Below are 24,267 nucleotides of genomic sequence, written 5' to 3'. Positions count from 1 at the left end.
TCACGGTCGAAGTTGGTCGAGGTCGCGCACTGCCGCAACGACCCCACCCGTCCATCCGCCTTCGGCGGCTGTCCACCGTCCCCTCAAGGGGGAGGGATCAGGCCAGCGTTCGCTCCACAATGTCCCGCAAATCCGCCGACAGGTTCTCGGCACCGGCGATGGCCAGCAGCGCTTCCCTGGCCTTGGCTTGCCTGCCCGGCTCCAGCGAGCGCCACGAGCGCAGCGCTGTCGCCAGCCTGGCCGCCACTTGCGGATTGCGTTTTTCAACCTCGAGTACGGTCTGGGTAAAAAACCGGTAGCCTTCGCCATCGGCGCGGTGGAAGCCGGTCTGGTTGGCGCTGGCGAATGTGCCGACCAGCGAGCGCACCCGGTTCGGATTGGCCATCGAGAAAGCTGCGTGACCAGTCAGCTCGCGTACCGTGTCGACTGTCCGGGGTCCCGGCACGCTGGCCTGGATCTGGAACCATTTGTCCATGACCAGCGGATCGGCGCCATAACGGGCCTCGAAATCGGCCAGCGCCTTGATCGCCTCCGGCGAACCGTCATGGCGGTGCGCAAGGACGGTCAGCGCTGCGGCGCGGTCGGTCATGTTCGTCGCGACCTCGAAATGCCGGGCGGCGAGCGCAGCCCCTTTCGGCAGCAGCGAGAGGTAGTCGAGCAGGATGTTGCGCAGCGCGCGGCGTCCCGCACTTGCCGCGTCGGGGCTGAACGGCCCGTCGTCGGCGAGGCGGCCGTATAGGTCGGTGAACGTTTGCTGATTGGCGCGCGCGATTGCCAGCGCCAGCGCCTCGCGGGCGGCGAAGATGGCGTCGGGGTCGATATTCCTGCCGATGTCGCGAGCAATGTCGGCCTCGCCCGGAAGCGAAAGCGCCAGTGCCCGGTAAGCGGGTTCCAGCGTCTCGTCGCCGGCGATCTTGCCGGCAAGTCCGGTCAGCCTGGCGGTGAAGGCCGGCTTTGCGCCGCCGAGGATCTGGCGGAAGGCCGCTATCAGCGCATCGGTCAAAAGCGTGTTGAACGCCTGCCAGCGCGCAAAGGCATCGCTGTCATGGCCGGCGAGGAAGAACTGGTCGTCGGCCTTCTGCTCGACCGAAAGCGTGATCGGCGCCGAAAAGCCGCGATTGAGCGACACCGCCGGCCGCTCGGCAACGCCTGAGAAGCGCACCATGTGACGGCGCTTGCGAATATGGATGACACCGTCCTCGACGGCGGCGCCCTCGACGCCGCCATAGGCAACCGGTTCGCCGCCGGCGCCGACCAGCCCGAAGGCGAGCGGGATGTGCATCAGCCGCTTGCGGCTTTCCGACGGCGTCGGCGGCACCGACTGCTCGATCTCGAGCGTGAACTCGCGCGTGGCCGGATTGTGCGTCGAACTGACGGTCAGGTTCGGCGTGCCCGCCTGGTGGTACCAGAGCGCGAATTGCGACAGATCGCGCCCGGAGGCGTCCTCGAACACTTTGAGGAAATCCTCGATCGTCGCTGCTTCGCCGTCATGGCGCTCGAAATAGAGATCCATTCCGGCGCGGAACGTGTCAGGTCCGAGAATGGTGCGGATCATGCGCACGACTTCCGAGCCTTTTTCGTAGACGGTCGCCGTGTAGAAATTGTTGATCTCGCGGTAGCGGCGCGGCCGCACCGGATGCGCCAGCGGTCCCTGGTCCTCGGGGAACTGGTGTGCCCTGAGCGTGCGCACTTCGGCGATGCGCTTGACCGCGCGCGAGCGCTGGTCGGCGGAGAATTCGTGGTCGCGAAAAACCGTCAGCCCTTCTTTCAGGCAGAGCTGGAACCAATCGCGGCAGGTGATCCTGTTGCCGGTCCAGTTGTGGAAATACTCATGCGCGATGATCGCCTCGATATTGGCGAAATCGGCATCGGTGGCGGTTTCCCGGTCGGCCAGCACATATTTGTCGTTGAAGATATTGAGGCCCTTGTTCTCCATGGCCCCCATGTTGAAGTCGGAAACGGCGACGATGTTGAAGACGTCGAGGTCGTATTCGCGGCCGAAGGCCTGCTCGTCCCATTGCATCGAGCGCTTCAGCGCATCCATGGCGTAGCCGGCAAGCCCCTCCTTGCCTGGCTCGACATAGATGCCGAGTTCGACCTCGCGCCCGGACATGGTGACGAAACTGTCCGCAACCTTGCCGAGATTGCCGGCCACGAGCGCAAACAGATAGGACGGCTTGGGGAAGGGGTCGTCCCAGACTGCAAAGTGCCAGCCGTCGGCAAGCGCGCCGCTTTCGACCGGATTGCCGTTGGAAAGCAACAGCGGCGCTTCGTCCAGCCTCGCCTCGATACGCACGGTATAGACCGACAGGATGTCGGGGCGGTCGAGGAAATAGCTGATGCGGCGAAAGCCCTCGGCCTCGCATTGCGTGCAATAGACATTGCTGGAGCGGTAGAGGCCCATCAGCGCCTCATTGCTGGCCGGCGCGATCTCGGTCTCGAGCAGCAGCTGGAAACGGGGCGGCGGCCTCAAAATGGTCAGCTGGTCCGGCGTGGCGAGATACTCGGCCGGGGCAAGCTCGCGACCGTCGATGGCAATGCGCTTGAGCACCAGGCCGTCGCCGTCCAGCACCAGCGACGTCCAGGCGGCGGCGCCATCGCGGCGTTCGATCGTCAGCACTGCGGTGACACGCGTTGCGTCTGGCGAAAGGCGGAAGGTGAGGCCGGTTTGCGGGATGGAAAAGTCGTTGGGGCGGTAGTCTTCGAGCTTGAAGACCTGGCCGGTATCGGTTCGCATTCCCTTGGGTTTCCCTGTCGCTATCGGAGCCGCTGACGTGTCATGGCCCATTAAATCTAAAGTTGCGCGCTCTTTACACGAAACGGTCACTCGACAAAACTGCGCCAATGCCTATTCGGGGCGTTCCCCTTCCGCCATTATCGTGAGGCCTTGATGACCGTCGTCACATCGAAGTTCGGAATGGGCGCCTGTGTACCGCGTCGTTCGACGCGCATCTCAGCGGAGATCCGGGAAGCAACAAAACAGTGAAAGCCGGGCCTGGAGACGAAGCGGGCGGGAAACTGTCCGATCATCCCGGCGCGCATCGGCCCAATAATCGATGTCGATTTTTGGAAAGCACGATGCGCAGATTTAAAGTGTCAGAGCGTCCTTTGCGCGTCGAAGACGACGCGCGGCGCTCTAATGTTCTCACCGGGATCATGCTCAAGGTCATGTCGGTGGCGGTCTTTGTCGGCATGCAAACCTGCATCAAGGCCGCCGGCACTTTGCCGGCCGGCCAGATCGTCTTCTTCCGCTCCTTCTTCGCCATCTTCCCGATCATCGCCTTCCTGGCCTTCAAGAGAAAACTCGGTACGGCGTTCGCCACCAAACGCCCGCTGAACCACATTGCGCGCGGTGTCGTCGGCGTTTGCGCCATGGGGCTCGGCTTCTTTGCGCTGACCCGGCTGCCGCTGCCTGAGGCGATCACGCTGAACTATGCCCAGCCTTTGCTGGTGGTGGTGTTCTCCTCGCTATTCCTCGGCGAAGCCATTCGCGTCTATCGCTGGAGCGCGGTTGCGGTCGGTCTGGTCGGCGTGCTGATCATCTCCTGGCCGGAGCTGACGCTGCTCACGTCGGGCGTCGCGCTCGGCGACCAGGAGGTGCTGGGCGTCATCGCTGCTCTTGTTTCTGCAGCAATCTCCGCCAATGCCATCCTGCTCGTGCGCAATCTTGTCCAGACTGAACGAACAGCGACCATCGTGTTGTGGTTCTCGGCGACGGCGAGTGTCATGGCGCTGCTTACGCTGCCCTTCGGCTGGCAGGCGCTGACGCCGCTGCAGGCCGGTCTGCTGGTCGCAGCAGGGTTCTGTGGCGGGCTGGCGCAGATTTTGATGACGGCGGCGTACCGCCATGCCGAAGCTTCGGTGGTGGCGCCGTTCGAATACACCTCGATGATCCTCGGCGTCGTCGTCGGCTATTTCGCCTTTGGCGATATTGCCACCATCAACACGCTCGTCGGCGGTGTGATCGTCGTTGCCGCCGGCATCTTCATCATCTGGCGCGAGCGCCAACTCGGCCTGGAACGCACCCGAACGCGCAAGGCAGCGCCACCACAGGGGTGAGGAGGTCCGCGGGGTTGCTCAGCTAGCTTCCGCACGTTCCTTCGCCAGCCGCACCAGCACCGCTCGCGTCTGCTCGTCGGCCGGGAAGAAAGACTCGATCGCCAGTTCCGACAGCGTCACGTCAAGCGGCGTGCCGAAGACGGTGATGGTGCTGATGAAGGACAGCACCTGGTCGCCATGCGCCAGCCGCAGCGGATGGACGATGCCGTTGGGCTCGACCGGCACCGGCCGCGCACCCTTGAGCCCGGACGGATAGGTTCGCAATTCGCGCTCCAGCTCGACCAGGACGGGATCGCCGGCGGCATCGTTCTGGTGTTTCAGCCGCTCCAGCAGATGCGCCCGCCATTCCGCGAGATTGACGATGCGCGGTGCGATGCCGTTCGGGTGCAGGCTGAGGCGCAGCACATTGACCGGCGGCTGGAGCAGCGACGGCTCGGCAACATCGGCCAGAAACGGGCCGATGGCGGCATTGGCGGATATCAGGTTCCAGTGCCGGTCGACGGCGAGGGCGGGGAACGGCTCATGCCCTTTGAGCACGCTCTCGACCGCGGCAAGCGCCGGCGCCAGAGTCGTATCTGTGAGTGGCCGCTCGCTGAAGCTCGGGGCAAAGCCGGCAGCCAGCAACAGCTGATTACGCTGCCGCAGCGGAATCTCAAGCTGCTCGGCCAGATGCAGCACCATCTCGCGCGAGGGCGCGGCGCGGCCGCTTTCGACGAAGGAGAGATGACGCTGGGAAATCTCAGCCTCCATTGCGAGATCAAGCTGGCTCATGCGCCGGCGCGTGCGCCATTCGCGGATCAGGCTGCCGGCGGAGGTTTGGGCTGTTGTCATCGGGCGGGATTAAGGCGGCGGGAGAGGGATTTCAATTACGTCGGAGGTTATAGCGGAGGCCGAGGCGAAATCTTCTCCCCCTCTGAGGGGGAGATGGCCGGCAGGCCAGAAGGGGTTCGACGGGATGCGACCTTCTTACGGAAATGGACGTTGGCGCTCCACGCGCAACGACCCCACAGTCGCCTTCGGCGACATCTCCCCCTCCAAGGGCCCTCAAGGGGGAGATCAGCTAGCTAGCCCACCTCTCGCAACTTCGCTTTCACCTCGAGAAAATCTCGCCACGCCAGTTTCTTGTGCGCAGGGGTTCGCAAGAGATAGGCCGGGTGCAGCGTCGGCATGGCCGGAATGGCAATGCCGGAAGCCGTGGTGTGGACGCGCCAGTTGCCGCGCAGGCGCAAGATGCCTTCGCTCGTGTTGAGCAAGGTCTTGGCCGAAGGGCCACCGAGATTGACCAGCACCTTGGGATTGACCAGCTCTATGTGCCGCTCGATGAAGGGACGGCAGATTTCGGTCTCGTGCGGCGTCGGCGTGCGGTTGCCGGGTGGCCGCCAGGGAATGACGTTGGCGATATAGACCGAAGTCCGGTCAAGCCCGATCGCCGCCAGCATGCGGTCGAGCAGCCGGCCCGAGCGGCCGACGAAGGGCAGGCCCTCAATATCCTCGTCGCGGCCGGGCGCCTCGCCGACCAACATCACCGAACCTTCCGGATTGCCGTCGGCAAAGACCAGGTTCTTGGCGGTGAATTTGAGGTTGCAGCCATCGAACGACGCCATGTGCTGGCGCAGTTCGTCGAGCGTCGAGGCACTTGCCGCCATTTGCCGGGCCAGGGCCGCCTGTGCCTCGTCGGGCACCGTCGCCATGGCCGGAACGGAACGCGCCGGCGCGTCCGGCACCCGGCTTGCGTCCAGCCCGGGGCTGGCGGCGGCTTGTTCCGGAAACTTGTTTTCGCGAGGCGGCGCGGCAGGCGCCGTTGTGCGCTCGGGGCGCTTCGGTGCTGCCCCGGCAAACCGGTTCACCGGCGCGTCCTCCAACGCTTCGTCGACGCTGGCAGAGGCGTAGAAGGCGAGCAACTCGGCCAGGTCGGATCGGTTGTTGGGGGAGGCGGCAGTCATGCCGGGCACATTCGTCCGCCGAGAGACGATTTGCAAGGTTGGGCGGTTAGTAATCTCCCCCCTCGAGGAGGGAGATTACGCGCTCGTCGGCTTTCGCCAATCACGAAGGGCATTTCGTGGCGATTTTCACGGCGTCTGCCGCTTACCCCGTCGGTATCCGCGGATCCTGCACCAGATAGAACGTCCAGCGCGGCGTGTAGTCGGTGATCAGAAACTCGAAGCGTCCCCTCTTCAGCGGGTCGATCTGTCCACTCTTGAACAAGAGCCGGTCATAGGGTTCGAAATCGCGGTCGAAATCGGCGTACGCGCTCGACAGGATGTTGTCGGGCGTCTTGTTGCGCTGGTCGAAGGACAGGCCGTCGCCGAACACGCTCGGCTGGTTGAGTATCTCCTGCAGCTCGAACTGGAATTCGACCCAGGCCTGGCCGCTGTTGTTGAGAACCTCGATACGCATGTACAGGATGCCGTTGGCGAATTCGCCGTTGGTGCTGAACGGCTGGATCGGTTTGGTGGTGCGGATGGTGAGCGTCACCGGCGTCGACGAATTCAGCTCCTCGGAGATGACCAACGGATCTTCCTTGGTGCCGGTGCCCGAGGCGCCGGTGATGTGGAAACCGCCAAGCTCGTCGGAAAAGGAATAGGCGCCGGTCGCCCACACCTTCACCGGCTCGGCCTGAGCGCGAACCGGCGTAAGCATTGAAAGGGCGAGAAGGATCGCTCGGCAGGTCCGGCCGGGCGGAAGGGGGAAGCGCGTCAATGAATAGCCGGACGGCGTGCGCATGGAAATAAGTATGGCCGATAAGAGAGCCGTCGAACAATTAAAATATGGGACGCTGAGCGCGGCCGCGCGCAAACGCTTGCGGCAGAGTTGTCATCCGCGACTTTTTGTCGAAATCGGCATTGTCACGTCAGCGCCGGTTTCCTGTCGCGGATTGATGCGCTATGCAGCGCAGGAGCCAGCAAAATGCCGGAAACGGTTGGCCAGAGCGGAGGGGTTGATGAGCGAGATCGAACGCGAGAGCATGGAATTCGACGTGGTCATCGTCGGGGCCGGCCCGGCGGGCCTTGCCGCAGCGATCCGTCTCAAGCAGGTCAATCCCGAGCTTTCCGTCGTGGTGTTGGAAAAGGGCGGCGAGGTTGGTGCCCACATTCTGTCAGGCGCCGTCGTCGATCCCATAGGCATCGACCGCCTGTTGCCGGGCTGGCGCGAGGAAGATGGCCACCCCTTCAAGACGCCGGTTACGGCCGACGATTTCCTGGTGCTCGGCCCCGCCGGCTCGTTCCGTCTGCCCAATATCCTGATGCCGCCGCTGATGAACAATCACGGCAACTACATCGTCTCGCTCGGCAATGTCTGCCGCTGGCTGGCAACCAAGGCTGAAGCGCTAGGCGTCGAAATCTATCCGGGCTTTGCTGCCGCCAGCCTCGTCTACAACGATGCCGGCGCGGTCACGGGCGTCGTCACCGGCGACATGGGCGTCGAAAAAGACGGCACACATGGCCCGGGCTTTGCGCCGGGCATGGCGCTGATGGGCAAATACGTGCTGATCGGCGAGGGCGCGCGCGGTTCGCTGTCCAAGCAGCTGATCGCAAAATACAAACTGTCCGACGGCCGTGAGCCCGGCAAGTACGGCATCGGCCTCAAGGAGCTGTGGCAGGTCAAGCCCGAGAACCACCGGCCGGGCCTGGTGCAGCACTCCTTCGGCTGGCCGCTCGACCTGAAGACAGGCGGCGGCTCCTTCCTCTACCACCTCGAGGATAACCAGGTCGCGGTCGGCTTCGTCCTGCATCTCAACTACAAGAACCCCTGGCTGTCGCCCTTCGAGGAATTCCAGCGCTTCAAGACGCATCCGGCGATATCGCGCACCTTCGAGGGCGCCAAGCGCATCGGCTACGGCGCGCGCGCCATTACCGAAGGCGGCTGGCAGTCGGTGCCGAAACTCTCCTTCCCCGGCGGCGTGCTGATGGGGTGTGCGGCGGGCTTCGTCAACGTGCCGCGCATCAAGGGTTCGCACAATGCGGTGCTGTCCGGCATGCTGGCGGCCGAGCATGTCGCGCAAGCGATCGGCGCCGGCCGCGCCAATGACGAGCTGTCTTCTTATGAGGACGCCTGGCGCGCGACCGATATCGGCAAGGATTTGAAGAAGGTCCGCAACGTCAAGCCGCTCTGGTCGCGCTTCGGCACCATTATCGGCGTCGGCCTCGGTGGTCTCGACATGTGGCTGAACACGCTGTTCGGCTTCTCGCCCTTCGGCACGCTGAAACATGGCAAGGCCGATTATGCCACGCTTGAGCCCGCGGCCAAGCACAAGAAGATCGCCTATCCCAAAGCGGACGGCGTGCTGACCTTCGACCGCCTGTCCTCGGTGTTCCTGTCCAACACCAATCACGAGGAAAACGAGCCGGTGCATCTCATCGTCGGCGACATGGAGTTGCAGAAGCGTTCCGAGCATGATGTCTTTGCCGGGCCTTCGACCCGCTATTGCCCGGCCGGTGTTTACGAATGGGTCGACAAGGACGGCAACGCCGCCGCCGATCCGTCTGCCAAGGATGTGCGCTTCGTCATCAACGCGCAGAACTGCGTGCACTGCAAGACCTGCGACATCAAGGATCCCAACCAGAACATCAACTGGATGCCGCCACAAGGCGGCGAAGGCCCGGTCTATCAGAGCATGTGAGCCTCACCGACCGGGGCCGTCTCAACCAGCAAAAATGGCGGCGATGGCCGGGTTTACCAATGCATGTAAGGCGCTCGGCGCCAAAGATTGTTGAAACCGTCGTCTGCTTGTGGTCTCATTGCCGCGTCCATGGGGAAAATGGCATGCGCGTGTTGGTCTTGTTTTGCGTCGCCGTCATAAGCGCGGCCTGCGGCGTCGTCGGGACGGCGTCGGCGGGGGTGAAAACCGTCGTCAAGACGCGAACCTATGACATCACCGGCATGACAGGTGCCGGTCTGGTTATCGCCATGAACCGCAGGGGCCCCAAGCACGGTTTCATGACCCACGCCATCGCGCAGACAAGCTACACCGCCGACTGGAGCCTGGACGTGGGTCAGGTCAACGGCGTCTGCCGCCTGCGCCAGGCCAATGGAACGCTCAACATCGCCTACACCTACCCGCGCGTCGCCTCGGCCGTCACGCCGGCGCTGCGCAAACGCTGGAACCGGTTTTTCACAGGCGTTCTCGCTCATGAAGGAACCCATGGCCGTATCGCCGGGCAGATGATGCAGGCTGCCGAGCGGTCGGTTCGCGGCCTGAAATTTGCCAACGATCCGCAATGCAACAAAACGCGCGTCGAAGCCACGCGGCGCTTGCAAGCCACTTCCAAGCTCTATGAGGCAAAACAGATCGCGTTCGACGCGCGCGAGCACAGTGAAGGCGGCCATGTCGAGCGCATCATCGAGGCCTTGGTAGGCTTGTGAAACCGTAAGCCCCGTGGCGTACGATCTAGCCGCCCATGCTGGGCTGGGTCAGCGACACAGTCGCGGTAGAATCCTCGTCGACCGGCTTGGTCTCGTCGCGCATCAATGAAAATTCCACCATCACCGGCAGATGGTCGGAGCCGGTCTCTTCCATCTGCGTCGACGACAGGATGGTCACCCCGCCCTTCGAAAACACCTGGTCGATCGGCAGGCCCACATAGCGCCGCAGGAAATCGGGCAGGGTCCGGTGGATCCAGGTCGGTCCGGCCGACGGCATCACGGTCAGTCCGCCGAGCGAGGCAACGCGCCGTACCGCGGCGCTCCACGGCACGGCATTGCAGTCGCCGGCCATGATCGCCGTCTCGCCGAGCGAGGTGAGCGTCTCGGTCAACTCGCCGATCTGCCAGTATTGTTCCTTCGGCCACGGCCAGCTCAAATGGATCGCCGCGACATCGACCGGAGTGCCGCCGAAATCGACGGTGGCGGCCGCCATCGCGCCGCGCGGTTCGCAATGCGGCTCGGTGCCGGCCGCAAAGGGTCGCCGGGACAAAAGCGCCACGCCCCACACGCCGTCGGGATGGGCGCACAGGATGCGATAGGGATAGGCGTTCTCGATATAGCCGAGTTCGGTCGCCCACATGGCCGATACTTCGTCGAGCGTGATCACGTCCGGGTTGGTCCTGGCGATCAGCGAAAGAACCTTCTTGGGTGTCGGATTGTTGAAACGCAGGTTCATCTGCAGCAGCCGGTAGACCGGTTCGTTGCCGGGCGCGGCGTCATTGGCGGCCTGCACCGGCCACAGGCGCGGCAAGGTGCTCAACGTGCTGGCGAAGGCGGCCACGGCCAGCAGCAGGCCCACGCCCGCCTGCAGGCGAAACGAGGTGGCGAGCAGCGGCAGCGCAATCAGCCCCATCAGCACGGCAAAATGGATGCGGAAATGGGCGAAGGAATCGAAGGCCGGATGCAGTGCGCCAAAGAACCCGGCTACAAGCGCGGCCGAGAGGCCGAGCATTGCCAGGAACGCCATTGAAGCCATCATCTTTCGCACGCGTGCCATCAGACCGGGTTTTGCCCATAGACCGGGTAATACATTGCCGAGGTATCAGGCCTTTATCGGCTGAAATGCGGCCCAATCAAGATGACGAAACGCCTCGCGGCAAACATTTACGGCAAGCCGGTCTACTGAAAGGCCGTCTCCGAAAAGCTTCTCAGCTTGCGCGAATGCAACCGTTCCATCGGCATTTCCGCCAGCTTCTCCATCGCCTTGATGCCGATGGTCAGATGCTGCGCCACTTGCCGCTTGTAGAATTCGGTCGCCATGCCGGGCAGCTTCAACTCGCCATGCAGCGGCTTGTCGGAGACGCAAAGCAGCGTGCCGTAGGGCACGCGGAAGCGGAAGCCATTGGCGGCGATCGTGGCCGATTCCATATCGAGCGCGATGGCGCGCGACTGCGACAGCCGCTGCACCGGTCCGCGCTGGTCGCGCAGTTCCCAGTTGCGGTTGTCGATGGTGGCGACGGTGCCGGTGCGCATGATGCGCTTGAGATCGTAGCCGGAAAGTCCGGTGACTTCGGCGACCGCCTCCTGCAGCGCCACTTGGATCTCGGCCAGCGGCGGTATCGGCACCCACACCGGCAGGTCATCGTCCAGCACATGGTCTTCCCGGACATAGGCATGCGCCAGCACATAGTCGCCCAGCGCCTGAGTGTTGCGCAGGCCGGCGCAATGGCCGAGCATCAGCCATGCATGTGGCCGCAGCACCGCGACATGGTCGGTGATCGTCTTGGCGTTGGACGGGCCGACGCCGATGTTGACCATGGTGATGCCGCCATGGTTCGGCTTCTTCAGATGATAGGCTGGCATCTGAGGCAGGCGCGGCGCCGCCACGCCTTCGCTGGGTGCGTTTTGCCCTGCCTTGGTGATGACATTGCCCGGTTCGACGAATTCGGTATAGCCGTGGCCGCCTTCAGCCATCTGAGCCCGCGCGCGGGCGACGAACTCGTCGATGTAGAACTGGTAGTTGGTGAACAGCACGAAGTTCTGGAAATGCTGCGGGCTGGTCGCCGTGTAGTGCGTCATGCGGTGCAGCGAATAGTCGATGCGCTGCGCCGTGAACGGCGCCAGCGGCCTTGGTTCGCCGAACGCGACCTCGAAGGTGCCGTTGGCGATCTGGTCGTCGGTGCCGTCGAGATCCGGCACGTCGAACAGGTCGCGGATCGGCCGTTTGATGCGGTCGGCGGCGGCGCCATCGACATGGGTTCCTTCAAGGAACGCGAAATGCAGCGGGATCGGCGTGGTCGATTCCGAAACCGTTACCGGCACGCCGTGATTGCGCATGATCAGGCGAAGCTGCTCTACGAGATAGCGTTCGAACAGCACCGGCTGGGTGATGGTGGTCGAGAAATGCCCGGGGGTCGGCATGTGGCCGTAGGCCTGGCGCGAGTCGATCTGGGTGAACGAATTGGTGGTGACGCCGATCTCCGGGTAGAAGGCGCGGTAGCGCTTGCTTTCGTCGCCGCCGGCGGCAAGCGTGGCAAAGGAGTCGCGCAGAAACTTGGTGTTGCGGTCGTAGAGCACCTGCAAGGCGGCCACGGCCTTTTTGGCGTCGTCAAAGCTCTGCTTGCCGAAAGGCTCCGGCATGACGACCGATTCGATAGCTTGTGGGTAGATTCGCTTTTCCATGGCTCAATATAGAGACTTGAGGCCGCACTTGGGAGGGGAGGATGGCCGCCAAGTGGTCGATTTATTCGTCCACGCCCAAGGTGTGCTGAGATTCAGGTAAGGCTGAGCCGGAGTCGAAGACGGGCGCGAAGCGACCAAACTGGTTGGCTTCGAGAACCGGAGTGGAGCGTACTCGAAGTATGTGAGCACCAAAGGCCGCCACTTGCAGGCCGGCATCACCTTAATACCGGCACACCTTACCCGCGCTGCAGACTGACCAGCAAGACAAAGCCGACGCCATGCTTCTTCGTCGCCGGCGCGTCGATCGTCGTGTCGGCATTGGCCCGCATCATCGGCATGACCAGGACCGGCGCCGACAGCACGACCAGGACGAGCGCCGCCCGCGGCAGGAGCCGAAGGGTCTGGAGGGCGTTGATGGCGATGCGGTTCATGGCTTTTGCTTTTCTGTTTGGATCTATGTCTTTGTCGTCTCAGGGGCGAAAATGGTTCATGCAATCGAATTGGCAGGAACTGGCTGCATCCCAGGAACGGGCCGGGCGGCCGGCTTCGGCCACGAGGATGGCGAAGAGCATCCCGAACAGGCTCATCAACAGGCAGACGATGGTGAAGCGGCGAGCGAGCATTTGCGTAGTGTCTCCTTGAACACGCCATCAAAATGCCCTGATGCGACTGAACCGGCGCTGATGCCGACGTTCATCTGCGGTTCAAAGTGATTGACGAGGTCTTAGAGAGAGCGTCGGTTCGGGTTTGCGCCGCCGCAAACGGCACGGTCGTCGCTATGGCGCGGACCGTCCTGCAAAAGAAAACGGGGCCTGTGAAGGCCCCGTTGGTCAACTCAAAGCAGCAAGATCAGAGCTTGTGCCAGGTCTGGCTCTTGCAGATCAGCCCGCCGAGCACGCAGCCGCTCATTTTGAGCGAGGTGCCCGACAGTGTTGCCTTGCCCGAATAGGTCTTGTCGTTTGCCGGATCGGTGATGTTGCCGGCATATTTGTTGGCCCCGGCCGCCTTGAGCGAACCGATGGTCTTCCCGGCATATTTGCCGGTCTTCAGGGTGATGGAGAATGAACCGCTGCCGCCGATAACTGCTGTGTCGCCGGCTTGTGTCTTCCAATTGCCTTCGATCGGATCGGCCCAAGCCGCACCAGCCATCATCACGGCGGCCGCCAGGGCCAAGCTCACTTTGCGAAACATATCTGTCCTCCCTGGTTTAGATGGGGCAGCCGCCTCTCTGCCCCTTACGCAAACGTAAGCTAATCCAGCTCCTGGCAAAACAAAAGCGTACCGCGACGGAAGGTTTCGCAATTTTCATGCAGGGTCGGGAGAGTGCAGCCCGTGGAAATGAAACGATCGAGGCGTTGGCTTTGGTTCGCGTGGTTAGCAGAGTGTTGATCGGCGCCTTGCAAATTTTCGTCAAATCGGTCGAGAAACGGCGGGATTGCTGACTTTGTATCCTTAACGAATTTCCGCGTTTACCTCTTGTTTTAGCTTTGTTTTCTCCAAATTAAGCACGCCATTTAACGACGGATTCAAGGCTCGGCCTCATTCTCGGAAGCATCGAAAGAGCGGCTCCCCAGGGAACACCGGGGGACAGAACAGGCCCGCTCTCGGGAGCCAGACAGGGGACTAAAATGGCACGTTTTGAAATGCTTGAAGCCGGCTTCGGCGCCATGGGGGCAACTGCCCAGGCCGACATTCTTTTCGAACTGGGCATGATGTATGCGACCGGCCGCGATTGCGAGACCGATGTCGTTGCCGCCCACAAATGGTTCAACATCGCCGCCATCAAGGGCTCGGTCCGCGCCGCGGAACTGCGCTCGGAACTGTCGGCCGCAATGTCCAAGGTCGAGATCGCCAAGGCGCTGCGCGAAGCCCGCGAATGGATGACGATGCACTGAGATCGCGAGCAGATTATCGCAGGCAGATTATCGAAAACAGGGAAGCCCCGGGATCAAGACCGCAAAGACGGTCGGAACCGGTGAAACGACAAGGCCGCGACAAGACGGCCGACCATGAAAGAACAAGAACGCGGCAGGCCGGCACGGTCCAGTCGTGCACAATGGGGACGGCGGGCAGGTTTTCGTGGCGCGGGGGCGCATGGGGACTGCTACGAGCAAAAAGCCACGACCGGCCGGAACAGGCTGGCGTGGCTTTTTGCGTTGATGAGGCCCAATCGAGCGGCGCCGATGCGCCTAGACAGGCCCAATGAAGGATGAAATTGTCCCGCCTTCGGAAAGAAGCGCGGCCAGAGCGGCTGCGCGAGTGTGGGAGGAGTTCTATCACCATGAAAAAAATGGGTATTTTGAGCGCGGCCGTATTTGGCCTGATGATGAGCGCGCCGGTTGCCTTTGCCGATGACATCACCATTTCGGTGGTCGGCCCGATGACCGGACAGCTCGCCACGATCGGCGACCAGTTCAAGCAGGGCGCAACGGCAGCCGCCGACGCGATCAACGCCGCCGGCGGTGTCAACGGCTCGATGATCAAGCTCGACATCGAGGACGACCAGTGCGATCCCAAGCAGGCGGTTTCGGTGGCCAACCGGATCGTTGCCAACAGCGTCAAGTTTATTGACGGCCATGCCTGTTCAGGTTCGAGCATCCCGGCTTCCGCCGTCTACGCCGAGGCCGGCGCGCTGATGATGAGCCCGGCCTCTTCAAATCCCGAGCTGACCGATGCCGCCGCCAAGGCCGGCTGGCCGACGATCATGCGTCTCTATACGCGTGACGATGCGCAGGGCGCCTTCATTGGCCCGTGGATCGCCAAGAAATATGCCGGCAAGAATGTCGTTATCCTGCATGACAAGAGCGCCTACGGTCAGGGCGTTGCCGATGCCGTGAAGGCGACGATGAATGCCGGTGGCCTCAAGGAGATCGACTATGAAGGCATCAATGCCGGCGAGAAGGATTATTCGGCTCTCGTCACCAAGCTGAAGGACCTCAAGGCCGACGTTGTCTATTTCGGCGGCTATCACCCGGAAGCCGGGCTTATCCTGCGTCAGTCGGCCGAGCAGAGCGTCAAGTTCCAGCTGATCATGCCGGACTCGATCGCCTCGCCGGAATTCTGGCAGGTCGCCGGCCCCGCCGGTGAAGGCACCCTGTTCGTCTTCCCGTCGGACCCGCAGGCCAAGCCGGAAGCCAAGGAGGCCATCGCCAAGATCAAGGCGGGCGGCTTCGTGCCGGAAGGCTTTACGCTGTTCTCCTACGCCGTCGTTCAGGCGTTTGCAGAGGGCGTCAAGCGCGCCGGAACGGACGATCCGGTCAAGGTAGCCGAAGCGCTGAAGAACGGCACGCCGTTCAGCACCGTGGTCGGCGACGTGACCTTCGACGAGAAGGGCGATCTGAAGAACGCCAGCTACGACATCAACCAGTGGCACGACGGCAAATACGCACCGATCGCGCAGTAAGCGGCCGCGTACTCATGGAAATGGCCGGGCTTGTCCCGGCCATTTTTGTTCAAGCCTCCAGCCGGCTTGCAGCCTCTTCAACGAAGCGCACCAGCACCGTTCCGTCGGTGACCTGCGCGCCCTCTGTGGCGATTTCCGCGATCACGCCGTCATGGCTGGCCGCGATCGTGTGCTCCATCTTCATCGCTTCCAGGATCAACAGCGGCTGGCCCTTGATCACCCTTTCGCCCTTTGCCGCGCGCACCAGCTTGACCACGCCTGGCATCGGCGCGCGCAGGCTGCCGGAAGCGGCGGCCGCCTCGTCGGTGCGCGCCAGCGGATCCGGGACGAAGAAACTGTAGCCGACCGCGCCTTCGAAGACGGTGACGTGGCCTGGCCAGCGGGCAAGGCGAGGGGCGGCGCGAAGATCATGCGAATTGACGCTGTCATAGGGCGCGTCCAGCGCCACCTCGAAGCGCCCGTCCGGCCGCACTGAAACACGCGCCAGTATATCGTCCTCGCCATGGCGCAGGCGCGTGCGGCGCGCAACGCTGTGGAAATGCGCATAGCCGGCAAGCGACGACCACGGATCGTTCGACGGCGGCAAGGCACCGGCGCCCGCCGCGGCAAGGGCCGCCGCGGCAACGATCTCGCTGCTCGGCAGGGCGACGGCGGTCAGCGCTTCCTGATGCCTGCCGATCAGGCCGGTATCGACATCACCGGCCGAAAAATCGGCGTCCGCGGCAAGTGCCGCGAGAAACGCGGTGTTGACGGTCGAGCCGGCAATCTCGGTCTGCGACAACGCAGTCCCGAGCGCATCGAGTGCCGCCTGCCTGTCCTTGGCGTGGACGACCAGCTTGGCGATCATCGGATCGTAGAAGGGCGAGATCGCATCGCCGGCCCGCACGCCGGTCTCGATGCGCATGCTGGCGCCTTCGGGCGCGTTGTCGGGAAACGCCAGGTGATGCAGCGTGCCGGTCGCCGGCAGAAACCCTTTCGCCGCGTCCTCGGCATAGATGCGCGCCTCGAAGGCGTGGCCGGAAAGCGTGATTTCGCTCTGCGTCTTCGGCAGCTTTTCGCCGGCGGCTACCCGCAACTGCCACTCGACCAGGTCGGTGCCGGTGACCATTTCGGTGACGGGATGCTCGACCTGCAGGCGGGTGTTCATTTCCATGAACCAGAAGCGGTCGGCCTTCAGCCCTTGCGAGGCATCGACGATGAATTCGATGGTGCCGGCGCCGGAATAGCTGATCGCCTTGGCGGCCTTGACCGCCGCTTCCGTCATCGCCTCGCGCAGCGCCAGCGTCATGCCGGGCGCCGGCGCTTCCTCGATCACCTTTTGGTGGCGGCGCTGCGCCGAGCAGTCGCGCTCGTAGAGATGCACGGCATTGCCAAAATTGTCGCCGAACACCTGGACCTCGATGTGGCGCGGCTTGTCGACGTATTTTTCGACCAGCACGCGATCGTCGCCGAACGCGGCCTTGGCCTCGCGCCGTGCGCCTGACAGCGCTTCCGAAAAATCTTCGGGATGTTCGACGCAGCGCATGCCCTTGCCGCCGCCGCCGGCGCGCGCCTTGATCAGCACGGGATAGCCGATCTCACGCGCCTTGGACGCCAGCAGCACGATCTCCTGCGCCTCGCCATGATAGCCCGGCACCACCGGCACGCCGGCCTTTTCCATCAGCCGCTTGGCCGCATCCTTCAGCCCCATGGCGCGGATCGAGGCGGCCGACGGGCCGATGAATGTGAGCCCCGCCGCCACCACCAGGTCGACGAAATCGGGGTTTTCCGAGAGGAAGCCGTACCCGGGGTGAATTGCTTCGGCGCCGGTCGCCAGCGCCGCCGCAACAATCTTGTCGCCGCGCAGATAGCTTTCGCCGACCGGCGAGGCACCGATACTCACTGCCTCGTCGGCCATTTTGACATGCAGGGCCTTGGCGTCCGCGTCGGAATAGACGGCAACGGTGCGCACTCCCATCTTCCTGGCCGTGCGTATCACCCGGCAGGCGATCTCGCCGCGATTGGCGATCAGGATCTTGGCGAACATGGAGCCTCCAGAGTTTGTCTCGGGCGGCGCCGGTCTGGCAGGAATGAGCCTATTTCGAAGCCGCGATTTTGCAGCCGCCGCTCGCGGTCTGAACCTTCCACTTTTTCAGGCCAACCTGACAGCTTCGCAACGCCAACTCTTCCGCGGCCTTCTGAGATGGCGCGTTCAGCCGCGCACCGCAGATGATGTAAAGATCGTCGACGCGCGAGTAGAATGTGGTCGCGTAGGCCGAGTGGCCACTCGCCGCGACATAGGCGTTGTACGACTTCGTGCAGGGCTCCTTTGGATTCAGTGACAACGGAGGCCAAAATCGGGTGTCTCCCTTGCTGCCCGCCAGCGATCCAGCCGCCCCGATACCGGGTGCCGTAAATACGAGCAGGCCGGCAAGCATCGATACAGTAATTCGTTTGATGCGTGCCGATTTCATCTTGCGCCGCCCATTTGAAAAATGCCCAAGCCGATGCTTGTCGGCCTACTTCGATGCCGCAACTTCGCAGCCAGCCCCTGTAATGACCTTGTAATGGCTGCGGGCAGACTCGCAGGATTTCATCGCCCGTTCTTCGGCAGCCTTCTGTGACGGTGCATTCAAGCCCGAGCCGCAGATGATGTACAACGAACGGATCCGGGCATAGGGCGTGGTCGCATAGGCCGAATGGCCGCCGGCGGCCACATAGGCGTTGTAAGCCATGGTGCACTGGTCTTTCGGGCTTTTCGGCAAATACGGATAGAAATGGATGTCGCCTTTGCTTCCCGCCAGCGATGCCGCGGCGCCAACTCCGGGTACCGCAAATATAAGCAAGACTGCAAGTACCGACGCAGTCGTTTTTCCCGAATATTTCGGCCTCATCTTTACCCCATCCCCGTTGCCCAATGCGGGATGAACAATAGCGTCTATTCTCCAGTACCGCCAGCCTGCTCACCGAAAATTGCTTTTGCGTAGGTGGATGAACCATCTTATCCATGCAGACTAGCATCCTCCAATGGCAGCAACGGCTTGTCGGTATAGTTGAGCTGTTGGCTCGTCGAAGCAGCAGAAAATAACTGTTTCGGGCGTTGAGTTCTGTCCGACGAAGGTACCTGCGATGCCAACGGCAATCTGCGTCGCCTCATTTTTCGGATAACGGTAGATGCCGGTGGAGATCGCCGGAAATGCCACAGTCCGGCAATCCCTGGCGGCGGCGATTTCGAGCGACCTGATATAGCAGGAGGCGAGCAGCCCGGCTTCGCCTTTGCCGCCGCCTTGCCAGACAGGTCCGACCGTGTGGATGATGTAACGTGCCGGCAGGTGATAGCCCTTGGTAAGCTTTGCTTCGCCGACATTGCAGCCGTTCAGCATCCGGCATTCTAATTCGAGCTCCGGGCCGGCGGCGCGGTGAATGGCGCCGTCGACGCCGCCGCCGCCCAGCAGCGAGGAATTGGCGGCGTTGACGATGGCATCGACCGCAAGCCTGGTGATGTCGCCGGTGTGGACATGTATCCGTTCGCCGAACTTGCTCATCCTACATCCTGAACACGCCGAACTTCGTTTCCTCGATTCCGGCGTTGAGCGCGGCCGACAGGCTGAGCGCCAGCACCTCGCGCGTTTTCGCCGGGTCGATGATGCCGTCGTCCCATAGCCGCGCCGAGGAGTAGAGCGGGTGGCCCTCATGCTCGTATTTCATCAGGATCGGCTTCTTGAATTTCGCTTCCTCGTCCGCGCTCCACTCACCGCCCTTGCGCTCGATGCCCTCGCGCTTGACCACCGCCAGCACGGTCGCCGCCTGTTCGCCGCCCATCACCGAAATGCGCGCGTTCGGCCACATCCACAGGAAGCGCGGCGAGTAGGCGCGGCCGCACATGCCGTAATTGCCGGCGCCGAACGACCCGCCGATGATCATCGTCACCTTCGGCACCTTGGCGGTGGCAACCGCCATCACCAGCTTGGCGCCGTCCTTGGCGATGCCGCCGGCCTCGTACTTTCGCCCGACCATGAAGCCGGTGATGTTCTGCAGGAAGATCAGCGGGATCTTGCGCTGGCAGCACAGTTCGATGAAATGCGCGCCCTTCACAGCACTTTCGGAAAACAGCACGCCATTGTTGGCGATGATGCCGACCGGCATGCCCTGAAGATGGGCAAAGCCGGTGACCAGCGTGGTGCCGTAATTCTGCTTGAACTCGTCGAAATCGGAGCCGTCGACGACGCGCGCGATCACCTCGCGCACATCATAGGGCTGGCGCAGATCCGTCGGCACGATGCCGTAGAGTTCCTGCGCGTCATGAAGCGGCGGCATGGGTTTCTGTAAGGTCAAGCTTACAGTCTTGCGCCGGTTGAGGTTTTTGACGATGCGCCGGCAGATGGCCAGCGCATGTTCGTCGTCCAGCGCATAGTGGTCGGCGACACCGGACAGCCTGGTGTGCACGTCGGCGCCGCCAAGCTCCTCGGCGCTGACATCTTCGCCCGTAGCCGCCTTCACCAGAGGCGGGCCGCCGAGAAAAATGGTCGCCTGGTTGCGCACCATGATCGTCTCGTCCGACATTGCCGGCACATAGGCGCCGCCCGCAGTACATGAGCCCATGACGCAGGCGATCTGCGGAATGCCGGCCGCCGACATGTTGGCCTGGTTGTAGAAGATGCGGCCGAAATGCTCGCGGTCGGGAAACACCTCGTCCTGGTTGGGCAGGTTGGCGCCGCCGCTGTCGACCAGATAGACGCAAGGCAGATTGTTTTGCAGCGCGATCTCCTGCGCGCGCAAATGCTTCTTCACCGTGAGCGGATAATAGGTGCCGCCCTTCACCGTGGCGTCGTTGACCACGACCATCACCTCGGTGCCTTCGACACGGCCGACGCCGGCGATGAGGCCGGCCGAGGAAATCTCCTCGCCATACATGGACCATGCCGCGAACTGGCCGATCTCGAGGAAAGGCGAGCCGGTGTCGAGCAACTGCGCCAGCCGCTCGCGCGGCAACAGCTTGCCGCGCGAAACATGACGCTCGCGCGCCTCCTCCGAGCCACCGCGCTCGACGGTTGCCGCCTTGTCCGCAATGTCGGCAACCAGCGCCCGCATGCGCTCGGCATTGGCGAGGTAGGTTTCGGAGGAGGGCGAGATCTGGGTCTGGAGTACGGCCATGCTAAACCCCCTCCGCCATGATCTCGCGTCCGATCAGCCAGCGGCGAATCTCACTGGTGCCGGCGCCGATCTCGTAGAGCTTGGCGTCGCGCAACAGCCGGCCGGTCGGATACTCGTTGGTATAGCCGTTGCCGCCAAGCAGCTGGATGGCGTCGAGCGCCATCAGCGTCGCTTTTTCGGCGGCAAACAGCACGCACCCAGCGGCATCCTTGCGTGTCGTCTGGCCGCGATCGCAGGCAGCCGCGACAGCATAAACGTAAGCGCGCGCGGCGTTCATCGTCGAATACATGTCGGCAAGTTTGCCCTGCACGAGCTGGAACTCGCCGATCGGCTGGCCGAACTGCTTGCGCTCATGCACATAGGGGATCGCCACGTCGAGACAGGCCGCCATGAGCCCGAGCGGGCCGCCGGCGAGCACGGTGCGCTCGTAGTCGAGGCCCGACATCAGGACCTCGACGCCGCGGCCCTCCTCATGCAGCACATTGTCATAGGGCACCTCGACATTGTCGAACACCAGTTCGCCGGTGTTGGAGCCGCGCATGCCGAGCTTGTCGAGCTTTGGCGATGCCGAGAAGCCGGCCATGGTCTTTTCGACGATGAAGGCGGTGATGCCGCGCGATTTCCGCTCCGGATCGGTCTTGGCGTAGACCACCAGCGTTTCGGCGTCGGGGCCGTTGGTGATCCACATTTTCGAGCCGTTGAGCACATAGCGGTCGTTGCGCTTTTCGGCGCGCAGCTTGAGCGAGACGACGTCGGAGCCGGCGCCCGATTCCGACATGGCCAGCGCACCTGCCCTTTCGCCCGAGCACAATGTTGGCAGGAATTTCTCCTTCTGCGCCGGCGTCGCCCAGCGGTTGATTTGGTTGACGCAGAGGTTCGAATGGGCGCCGTAGGAGAGACCAACCGAGCCCGAGGCGCGCGAAATCTCTTCCACCGCAATGACGTGGGCAAGATAGCCCATGCCGCTGCCGCCGAAATCGGGATCGGCGGTGATGCCGAGAAGGCCGAGCGCGCCGAGCTCTTTCCACAGATGCGTGGGGAATTGATTGCTGCGGTCGATCTCGGCGGCGATCGGCGCTATTTTCTCCTGGGCAAAGCGGCGCACCAGATCGCGTAGCGCCTCGATGTCCTCGTCATGCCCGAAGCTGAGTGTGTTCGTGTACATGCCGTTCCTCCCCGATTTCGATCTTCGCGCCAACCAGGCGCATTGTCATTGAAAGATATGTCGCCGTGACTTCAGCCATCGACAGCCGCTCGCCCGGCCGGAACCAGACGATGACGCCGGTCATCATCTGGATCAGGGCCATGGCAGTGAGCCCGGTGTCATCGACACTGAAGGCGCCGGCCTCCGCGCCGTCGCGCAGGATGGCGCGCAACTCCTTCTCATAGGCGGTGCGCATGCGCAGGATCTGCGTCAGCCGGTCATGCGACAGGCTGCGCAATTCCATATTCGAGACATGGGTGGAGTGGCGGCGCTCGATGTGGAAAGCGATGTGGTTTTCGACATAGGCGGCAAGCCGCATTGCCGGATCGGCAGCGTCGGGGCGTGCGGCGTCCCACGCTTCGATCAGCCCTTCCATATGTTCGCGCATCAGCGTGAACAGCAGGTCTTCCTTGGTCGGAAAATAGCGGTAGAGAGCGGCGGCCTGGACGCCGACCTCGGCGGCAAGCTGCCGCATCGACATTGCCTCGTAGCCGAAGCGGGCGATCAGGCTGACCGCTGCCTCGCGGACGGCCGCTTCAGTCTTTTCGCCGTCGGATCCCGTGGTGCGCGCCATGATCGCCTCCCTGAATGAAGCAAGAATAAAACGAACGTTCAATTAATTCAAGTGGGCAACAAAAATCGTGCCGTCTATGCGATGATCCGAAAGTCGACGGGCGCGTCGAGGACTTCGAATTCCTCGGTCTCGACCTTCGAAACCGAGGATCCCGTTGGTCCTTGCCGCAGCCGTTCGATCATTGTCGAAACCGCAGCATCGGCCCCGGCAATCGAGGTCGTCACCGTGCCATCTCGTTCATTGCGCACCCAGCCTACGAGGCCAAGCCCTATCGCTTCGCGCCGGGCCCACAGCCGGTAGCCGACGCCTTGCACCTTGCCATGCACACGCGCCTGCACTGCCCTTTGCCGGTCATCCATCGTTGCCTCCCATGCACAGAAACTGGCGCGGAATCGGACGAAAGCAACAGCCTTGAACGGTTGGATTGTTGTTGCATCGACGGAAGCCGGGGACCCGGCTGATTCTGTCTTGGCCTTTGGCGGCGTCGGGAGGCCGTGTCGCGACGGCAATCGGCCGGGCTAGTTTCCCCGCGCCGCGGCGAGTGCGCCGGGCAGTTCCTCGGCAAAGATGTCGAGTTCATGATCGAGGCCGACGCCGACCCGGATGCAACGTTCGAGCCTTGGCGCCATCGGCTTGCGGATGAAAACGTCGCGCGACAAAAGGTTTTGCAGCACTTTCAGCGCGAAGGCGCCGTCCTGGCCGCAGTGGATGGTGACGAAATTGGTCGCCGATGGCAGCGGCTTCAGCCCGTTCGTCTCCGCAATCCCGGCTATACGTGTGCGGCCGGCAGCGACTCGCGCCACCACGCTGTGCAGCCAGTCCTGGTCGGCCAGCGCCTCGACGCCGGCGATCTGCGCCATGCGGCTGACGCCGTAATGGTTGCGGATCTTCTCGAAGTCACGGATCACCTCGGCTTCCGCCACCGCATAGCCGCAGCGTATGCCGGCCAGCCCGTATGCCTTGGAGAAGGTGCGCATGCGGATGACATTGGGTCGCGCGACATCGATCGGCGGCAGCGCCGAGGCCGGCCCCAATTCGCCATAGGCCTCGTCGAGCACCAGCATGGTGGTTTCCGGCAACGCTTCGACGAAGCGGGTGATATCTCCTGCTTCCCACCAGCTGCCCATCGGATTGTCCGGATTGGAGAGATAGACCAGCGACGCCTTCTCCTTGATGACTGCCTTGAGCAGGCCGTCCAGGCTTTCCTTGTCGTTCTCGTAAGGCACCGTGACCAGCCGGCCGCCGACGCCGGCAATGTGGAAGTTGAAGGTCGGATAGGCGCCGAGCGAGGTGACCACTGCGTCGCCGGGCGCGACATACATGCGCGCCACCAGGCTGAGCAGCCCGTCTATGCCTTCGCCGACCACGACGTTTTCGGCGCCGACGCCGAGATGGCGGGCCGCAGCCTGCTTCAGATCGTAATTGTCGGGATCGCAATACATCCACTGGTCACGCGCGACGCGCTCCATACGGGCGATAACGCGCGGCGAAGGCCCGAAGCTGCTTTCATTGGCGCCGATGCGGGCGCGAAAAGCACGTCCGCGCTCGCGCTCCTGCGCTTCCGGTCCGACAAACGGCACCGTCGAGGGAAGTGCACCGACAAGCGGCGTGAGGGCAGGGCGCTGGCGCATGGCAAAGGCTCACGAGAAGATGGGCCTTCTTGCTAGCGTGCCCAATAGGACGGCGCAAGTTCTGGCGCGGCTGGAAATAGTGGCCATCACGCCCGTGATGAAATCGGCGCGGGTGGCCACGCTCTACGACCTGACCGCCGGTAGGCGGCAACCCTTTTGAAGGCCAGCACTGCAGCCAATGGCGACGGGCGCTTCAAAAAGAAAACCCGGCGGTTGC

Annotated in this window: 24 protein-coding genes; 6 read left to right on the top strand and 18 right to left on the bottom strand. The window is 63.1% G+C overall.

Annotated elements, in window-relative coordinates; all coding sequences use genetic code 11:
- Positions 1–97: 97 nt before the first annotated feature.
- Positions 98–2,737: an aminopeptidase N gene (pepN, locus tag NKL04_RS15515; RefSeq protein WP_023709805.1), complete on the bottom strand. Its 2,640-nt coding sequence runs from the start codon at positions 2,735–2,737 to the stop codon at positions 98–100.
- Positions 2,738–3,156: 419 nt separating this feature from the next.
- Here pepN and NKL04_RS15510 point away from each other — a divergent pair, with 419 nt between their 5' ends.
- Positions 3,157–4,059 (top strand): DMT family transporter, encoded by a 903-nt coding sequence (locus NKL04_RS15510; RefSeq protein WP_245263951.1) that lies wholly within the window; start codon positions 3,157–3,159, stop codon positions 4,057–4,059.
- Positions 4,060–4,077: 18 nt separating this feature from the next.
- On the opposite strand, the gene NKL04_RS15505 is transcribed toward NKL04_RS15510, so the two are convergent.
- From NKL04_RS15505 to NKL04_RS15495, 3 genes are all read right to left on the bottom strand, one after another.
- The gene (locus tag NKL04_RS15505) at positions 4,078–4,890 is read right to left on the bottom strand and encodes a helix-turn-helix domain-containing protein (protein WP_023702177.1); all 813 of its coding nucleotides are present in this window, start codon (positions 4,888–4,890) and stop codon (positions 4,078–4,080) included.
- A 233-nt stretch (positions 4,891–5,123) separates the two neighbouring features.
- Positions 5,124–6,002, bottom strand: a complete 879-nt coding sequence (locus NKL04_RS15500) for a uracil-DNA glycosylase (RefSeq protein WP_023702176.1) — start codon at positions 6,000–6,002, stop codon at positions 5,124–5,126.
- A gap of 142 nt (positions 6,003–6,144) precedes the next feature.
- Positions 6,145–6,699 carry a hypothetical protein gene (locus NKL04_RS15495; RefSeq protein WP_023698594.1) on the bottom strand — a complete coding sequence of 185 codons (555 nt, stop codon included), beginning with the start codon at positions 6,697–6,699 and terminating at the stop codon, positions 6,145–6,147.
- A 301-nt stretch (positions 6,700–7,000) separates the two neighbouring features.
- Here NKL04_RS15495 and NKL04_RS15490 point away from each other — a divergent pair, with 301 nt between their 5' ends.
- Both NKL04_RS15490 and NKL04_RS15485 read left to right on the top strand, forming a co-directional pair.
- Positions 7,001–8,680, top strand: coding sequence for an electron transfer flavoprotein-ubiquinone oxidoreductase (locus NKL04_RS15490; protein ID WP_023687254.1), 1,680 nt, complete (start codon positions 7,001–7,003; stop codon positions 8,678–8,680).
- Positions 8,677–9,423, top strand: coding sequence for a DUF922 domain-containing protein (locus tag NKL04_RS15485; protein ID WP_348524273.1), 747 nt, complete (start codon positions 8,677–8,679; stop codon positions 9,421–9,423). The genes NKL04_RS15490 and NKL04_RS15485 overlap by 4 nt, the downstream gene beginning before the upstream one ends.
- Positions 9,424–9,448: 25 nt before the next feature.
- Here NKL04_RS15485 and NKL04_RS15480 read toward each other — a convergent pair whose 3' ends face one another.
- The 5 genes from NKL04_RS15480 to NKL04_RS15460 all read right to left on the bottom strand — a co-directional run bounded on the left by NKL04_RS15480 (position 9,449) and on the right by NKL04_RS15460 (position 13,296).
- Positions 9,449–10,450: an endonuclease/exonuclease/phosphatase family protein gene (locus NKL04_RS15480; RefSeq protein ID WP_245262529.1), complete on the bottom strand. Its 1,002-nt coding sequence runs from the start codon at positions 10,448–10,450 to the stop codon at positions 9,449–9,451.
- A gap of 152 nt (positions 10,451–10,602) precedes the next feature.
- Entirely contained in the window at positions 10,603–12,063 is a 1,461-nt protein-coding gene (locus NKL04_RS15475) for an AMP nucleosidase (RefSeq protein ID WP_023731828.1), read from the bottom strand.
- 278 nt (positions 12,064–12,341) lie between these two features.
- The gene (locus tag NKL04_RS15470) at positions 12,342–12,536 is read right to left on the bottom strand and encodes a hypothetical protein (RefSeq protein WP_023702175.1); all 195 of its coding nucleotides are present in this window, start codon (positions 12,534–12,536) and stop codon (positions 12,342–12,344) included.
- Positions 12,537–12,575: 39 nt separating this feature from the next.
- Positions 12,576–12,728, bottom strand: a complete 153-nt coding sequence (locus NKL04_RS15465) for a hypothetical protein (protein ID WP_023692826.1) — start codon at positions 12,726–12,728, stop codon at positions 12,576–12,578.
- 226 nt (positions 12,729–12,954) lie between these two features.
- Entirely contained in the window at positions 12,955–13,296 is a 342-nt protein-coding gene (locus tag NKL04_RS15460; protein ID WP_023687258.1) for a DUF2147 domain-containing protein, read from the bottom strand.
- Positions 13,297–13,733: 437 nt separating this feature from the next.
- On the opposite strand from NKL04_RS15460, the gene NKL04_RS15455 reads away from it, so the two are divergent.
- Both NKL04_RS15455 and NKL04_RS15450 read left to right on the top strand, forming a co-directional pair.
- Positions 13,734–14,000 carry an SEL1-like repeat protein gene (locus tag NKL04_RS15455; protein WP_006199745.1) on the top strand — a complete coding sequence of 89 codons (267 nt, stop codon included), beginning with the start codon at positions 13,734–13,736 and terminating at the stop codon, positions 13,998–14,000.
- A gap of 386 nt (positions 14,001–14,386) precedes the next feature.
- The gene (locus NKL04_RS15450) at positions 14,387–15,508 is read left to right on the top strand and encodes an ABC transporter substrate-binding protein (RefSeq protein ID WP_023670204.1); all 1,122 of its coding nucleotides are present in this window, start codon (positions 14,387–14,389) and stop codon (positions 15,506–15,508) included.
- 49 nt (positions 15,509–15,557) lie between these two features.
- Here NKL04_RS15450 and NKL04_RS15445 read toward each other — a convergent pair whose 3' ends face one another.
- The 9 genes from NKL04_RS15445 to NKL04_RS15405 form a co-directional block, all read right to left on the bottom strand.
- Complete coding sequence (locus NKL04_RS15445; protein ID WP_023702173.1) at positions 15,558–17,534, bottom strand: acetyl/propionyl/methylcrotonyl-CoA carboxylase subunit alpha; 1,977 nt, start codon at positions 17,532–17,534, stop codon at positions 15,558–15,560.
- A 49-nt stretch (positions 17,535–17,583) separates the two neighbouring features.
- Entirely contained in the window at positions 17,584–17,961 is a 378-nt protein-coding gene (locus tag NKL04_RS15440) for a hypothetical protein (protein WP_023702172.1), read from the bottom strand.
- Positions 17,962–18,006: 45 nt separating this feature from the next.
- Positions 18,007–18,381, bottom strand: a complete 375-nt coding sequence (locus NKL04_RS15435) for a hypothetical protein (RefSeq protein WP_023670207.1) — start codon at positions 18,379–18,381, stop codon at positions 18,007–18,009.
- 120 nt (positions 18,382–18,501) lie between these two features.
- The gene (locus NKL04_RS15430; RefSeq protein WP_023702171.1) at positions 18,502–19,032 is read right to left on the bottom strand and encodes an O-acetyl-ADP-ribose deacetylase; all 531 of its coding nucleotides are present in this window, start codon (positions 19,030–19,032) and stop codon (positions 18,502–18,504) included.
- A 1-nt stretch (position 19,033) separates the two neighbouring features.
- Positions 19,034–20,641 carry a carboxyl transferase domain-containing protein gene (locus NKL04_RS15425; RefSeq protein ID WP_023702170.1) on the bottom strand — a complete coding sequence of 536 codons (1,608 nt, stop codon included), beginning with the start codon at positions 20,639–20,641 and terminating at the stop codon, positions 19,034–19,036.
- A gap of 1 nt (position 20,642) precedes the next feature.
- Positions 20,643–21,806 carry an isovaleryl-CoA dehydrogenase gene (locus NKL04_RS15420; RefSeq protein WP_023702169.1) on the bottom strand — a complete coding sequence of 388 codons (1,164 nt, stop codon included), beginning with the start codon at positions 21,804–21,806 and terminating at the stop codon, positions 20,643–20,645.
- Positions 21,775–22,419 carry a TetR/AcrR family transcriptional regulator gene (locus NKL04_RS15415; RefSeq protein ID WP_023702168.1) on the bottom strand — a complete coding sequence of 215 codons (645 nt, stop codon included), beginning with the start codon at positions 22,417–22,419 and terminating at the stop codon, positions 21,775–21,777. Before NKL04_RS15415 ends, NKL04_RS15420 begins: the two co-directional genes overlap by 32 nt.
- A 74-nt stretch (positions 22,420–22,493) precedes the next feature.
- Positions 22,494–22,778 carry an acylphosphatase gene (locus tag NKL04_RS15410; protein WP_023702167.1) on the bottom strand — a complete coding sequence of 95 codons (285 nt, stop codon included), beginning with the start codon at positions 22,776–22,778 and terminating at the stop codon, positions 22,494–22,496.
- A gap of 159 nt (positions 22,779–22,937) precedes the next feature.
- Positions 22,938–24,050, bottom strand: a complete 1,113-nt coding sequence (locus tag NKL04_RS15405; protein ID WP_023702166.1) for a pyridoxal phosphate-dependent aminotransferase — start codon at positions 24,048–24,050, stop codon at positions 22,938–22,940.
- Here NKL04_RS15405 and NKL04_RS15400 point away from each other — a divergent pair.
- Positions 24,049–24,210: a hypothetical protein gene (locus tag NKL04_RS15400; protein WP_023687272.1), complete on the top strand. Its 162-nt coding sequence runs from the start codon at positions 24,049–24,051 to the stop codon at positions 24,208–24,210. The genes NKL04_RS15405 and NKL04_RS15400 overlap by 2 nt on opposite strands.
- Positions 24,211–24,267: the final 57 nt, after the last annotated feature.

The organism is Mesorhizobium sp. C264A (assembly GCF_040324515.1).
Lineage (GTDB): Bacteria > Pseudomonadota > Alphaproteobacteria > Rhizobiales > Rhizobiaceae > Mesorhizobium.
Note: the sequence above shows the minus strand (reverse complement) of the source record. Positions and strands in the feature narration are given on the sequence as shown.

Bases quoted from the DNA above. Each gene is read 5' to 3' on its own strand.
- pepN (WP_023709805.1), bottom strand. From the start codon at position 2,737: ATGCGAACCGATACCGGCCAGGTCTTCAAGCTCGAAGACTACCGCCCC.
- NKL04_RS15510 (WP_245263951.1), top strand. From the start codon at position 3,157: ATGCTCAAGGTCATGTCGGTGGCGGTCTTTGTCGGCATGCAAACCTGC.
- NKL04_RS15505 (WP_023702177.1), bottom strand. From the start codon at position 4,890: ATGACAACAGCCCAAACCTCCGCCGGCAGCCTGATCCGCGAATGGCGC.
- NKL04_RS15500 (WP_023702176.1), bottom strand. From the start codon at position 6,002: ATGACTGCCGCCTCCCCCAACAACCGATCCGACCTGGCCGAGTTGCTC.
- NKL04_RS15495 (WP_023698594.1), bottom strand. From the start codon at position 6,699: ATGCTTACGCCGGTTCGCGCTCAGGCCGAGCCGGTGAAGGTGTGGGCG.
- NKL04_RS15490 (WP_023687254.1), top strand. From the start codon at position 7,001: ATGAGCGAGATCGAACGCGAGAGCATGGAATTCGACGTGGTCATCGTC.
- NKL04_RS15480 (WP_245262529.1), bottom strand. From the start codon at position 10,450: ATGGCGTTCCTGGCAATGCTCGGCCTCTCGGCCGCGCTTGTAGCCGGG.
- NKL04_RS15475 (WP_023731828.1), bottom strand. From the start codon at position 12,063: ATGCCGGAGCCTTTCGGCAAGCAGAGCTTTGACGACGCCAAAAAGGCC.
- NKL04_RS15470 (WP_023702175.1), bottom strand. From the start codon at position 12,536: ATGAACCGCATCGCCATCAACGCCCTCCAGACCCTTCGGCTCCTGCCG.
- NKL04_RS15465 (WP_023692826.1), bottom strand. From the start codon at position 12,728: ATGCTCGCTCGCCGCTTCACCATCGTCTGCCTGTTGATGAGCCTGTTC.
- NKL04_RS15460 (WP_023687258.1), bottom strand. From the start codon at position 13,296: ATGTTTCGCAAAGTGAGCTTGGCCCTGGCGGCCGCCGTGATGATGGCT.
- NKL04_RS15455 (WP_006199745.1), top strand. From the start codon at position 13,734: ATGGCACGTTTTGAAATGCTTGAAGCCGGCTTCGGCGCCATGGGGGCA.
- NKL04_RS15450 (WP_023670204.1), top strand. From the start codon at position 14,387: ATGAAAAAAATGGGTATTTTGAGCGCGGCCGTATTTGGCCTGATGATG.
- NKL04_RS15445 (WP_023702173.1), bottom strand. From the start codon at position 17,534: ATGTTCGCCAAGATCCTGATCGCCAATCGCGGCGAGATCGCCTGCCGG.
- NKL04_RS15440 (WP_023702172.1), bottom strand. From the start codon at position 17,961: ATGAAATCGGCACGCATCAAACGAATTACTGTATCGATGCTTGCCGGC.
- NKL04_RS15435 (WP_023670207.1), bottom strand. From the start codon at position 18,381: ATGAGGCCGAAATATTCGGGAAAAACGACTGCGTCGGTACTTGCAGTC.
- NKL04_RS15430 (WP_023702171.1), bottom strand. From the start codon at position 19,032: ATGAGCAAGTTCGGCGAACGGATACATGTCCACACCGGCGACATCACC.
- NKL04_RS15425 (WP_023702170.1), bottom strand. From the start codon at position 20,641: ATGGCCGTACTCCAGACCCAGATCTCGCCCTCCTCCGAAACCTACCTC.
- NKL04_RS15420 (WP_023702169.1), bottom strand. From the start codon at position 21,806: ATGTACACGAACACACTCAGCTTCGGGCATGACGAGGACATCGAGGCG.
- NKL04_RS15415 (WP_023702168.1), bottom strand. From the start codon at position 22,419: ATGGCGCGCACCACGGGATCCGACGGCGAAAAGACTGAAGCGGCCGTC.
- NKL04_RS15410 (WP_023702167.1), bottom strand. From the start codon at position 22,778: ATGGATGACCGGCAAAGGGCAGTGCAGGCGCGTGTGCATGGCAAGGTG.
- NKL04_RS15400 (WP_023687272.1), top strand. From the start codon at position 24,049: ATGGCAAAGGCTCACGAGAAGATGGGCCTTCTTGCTAGCGTGCCCAAT.
- NKL04_RS15405 (WP_023702166.1), bottom strand. From the start codon at position 24,050: ATGCGCCAGCGCCCTGCCCTCACGCCGCTTGTCGGTGCACTTCCCTCG.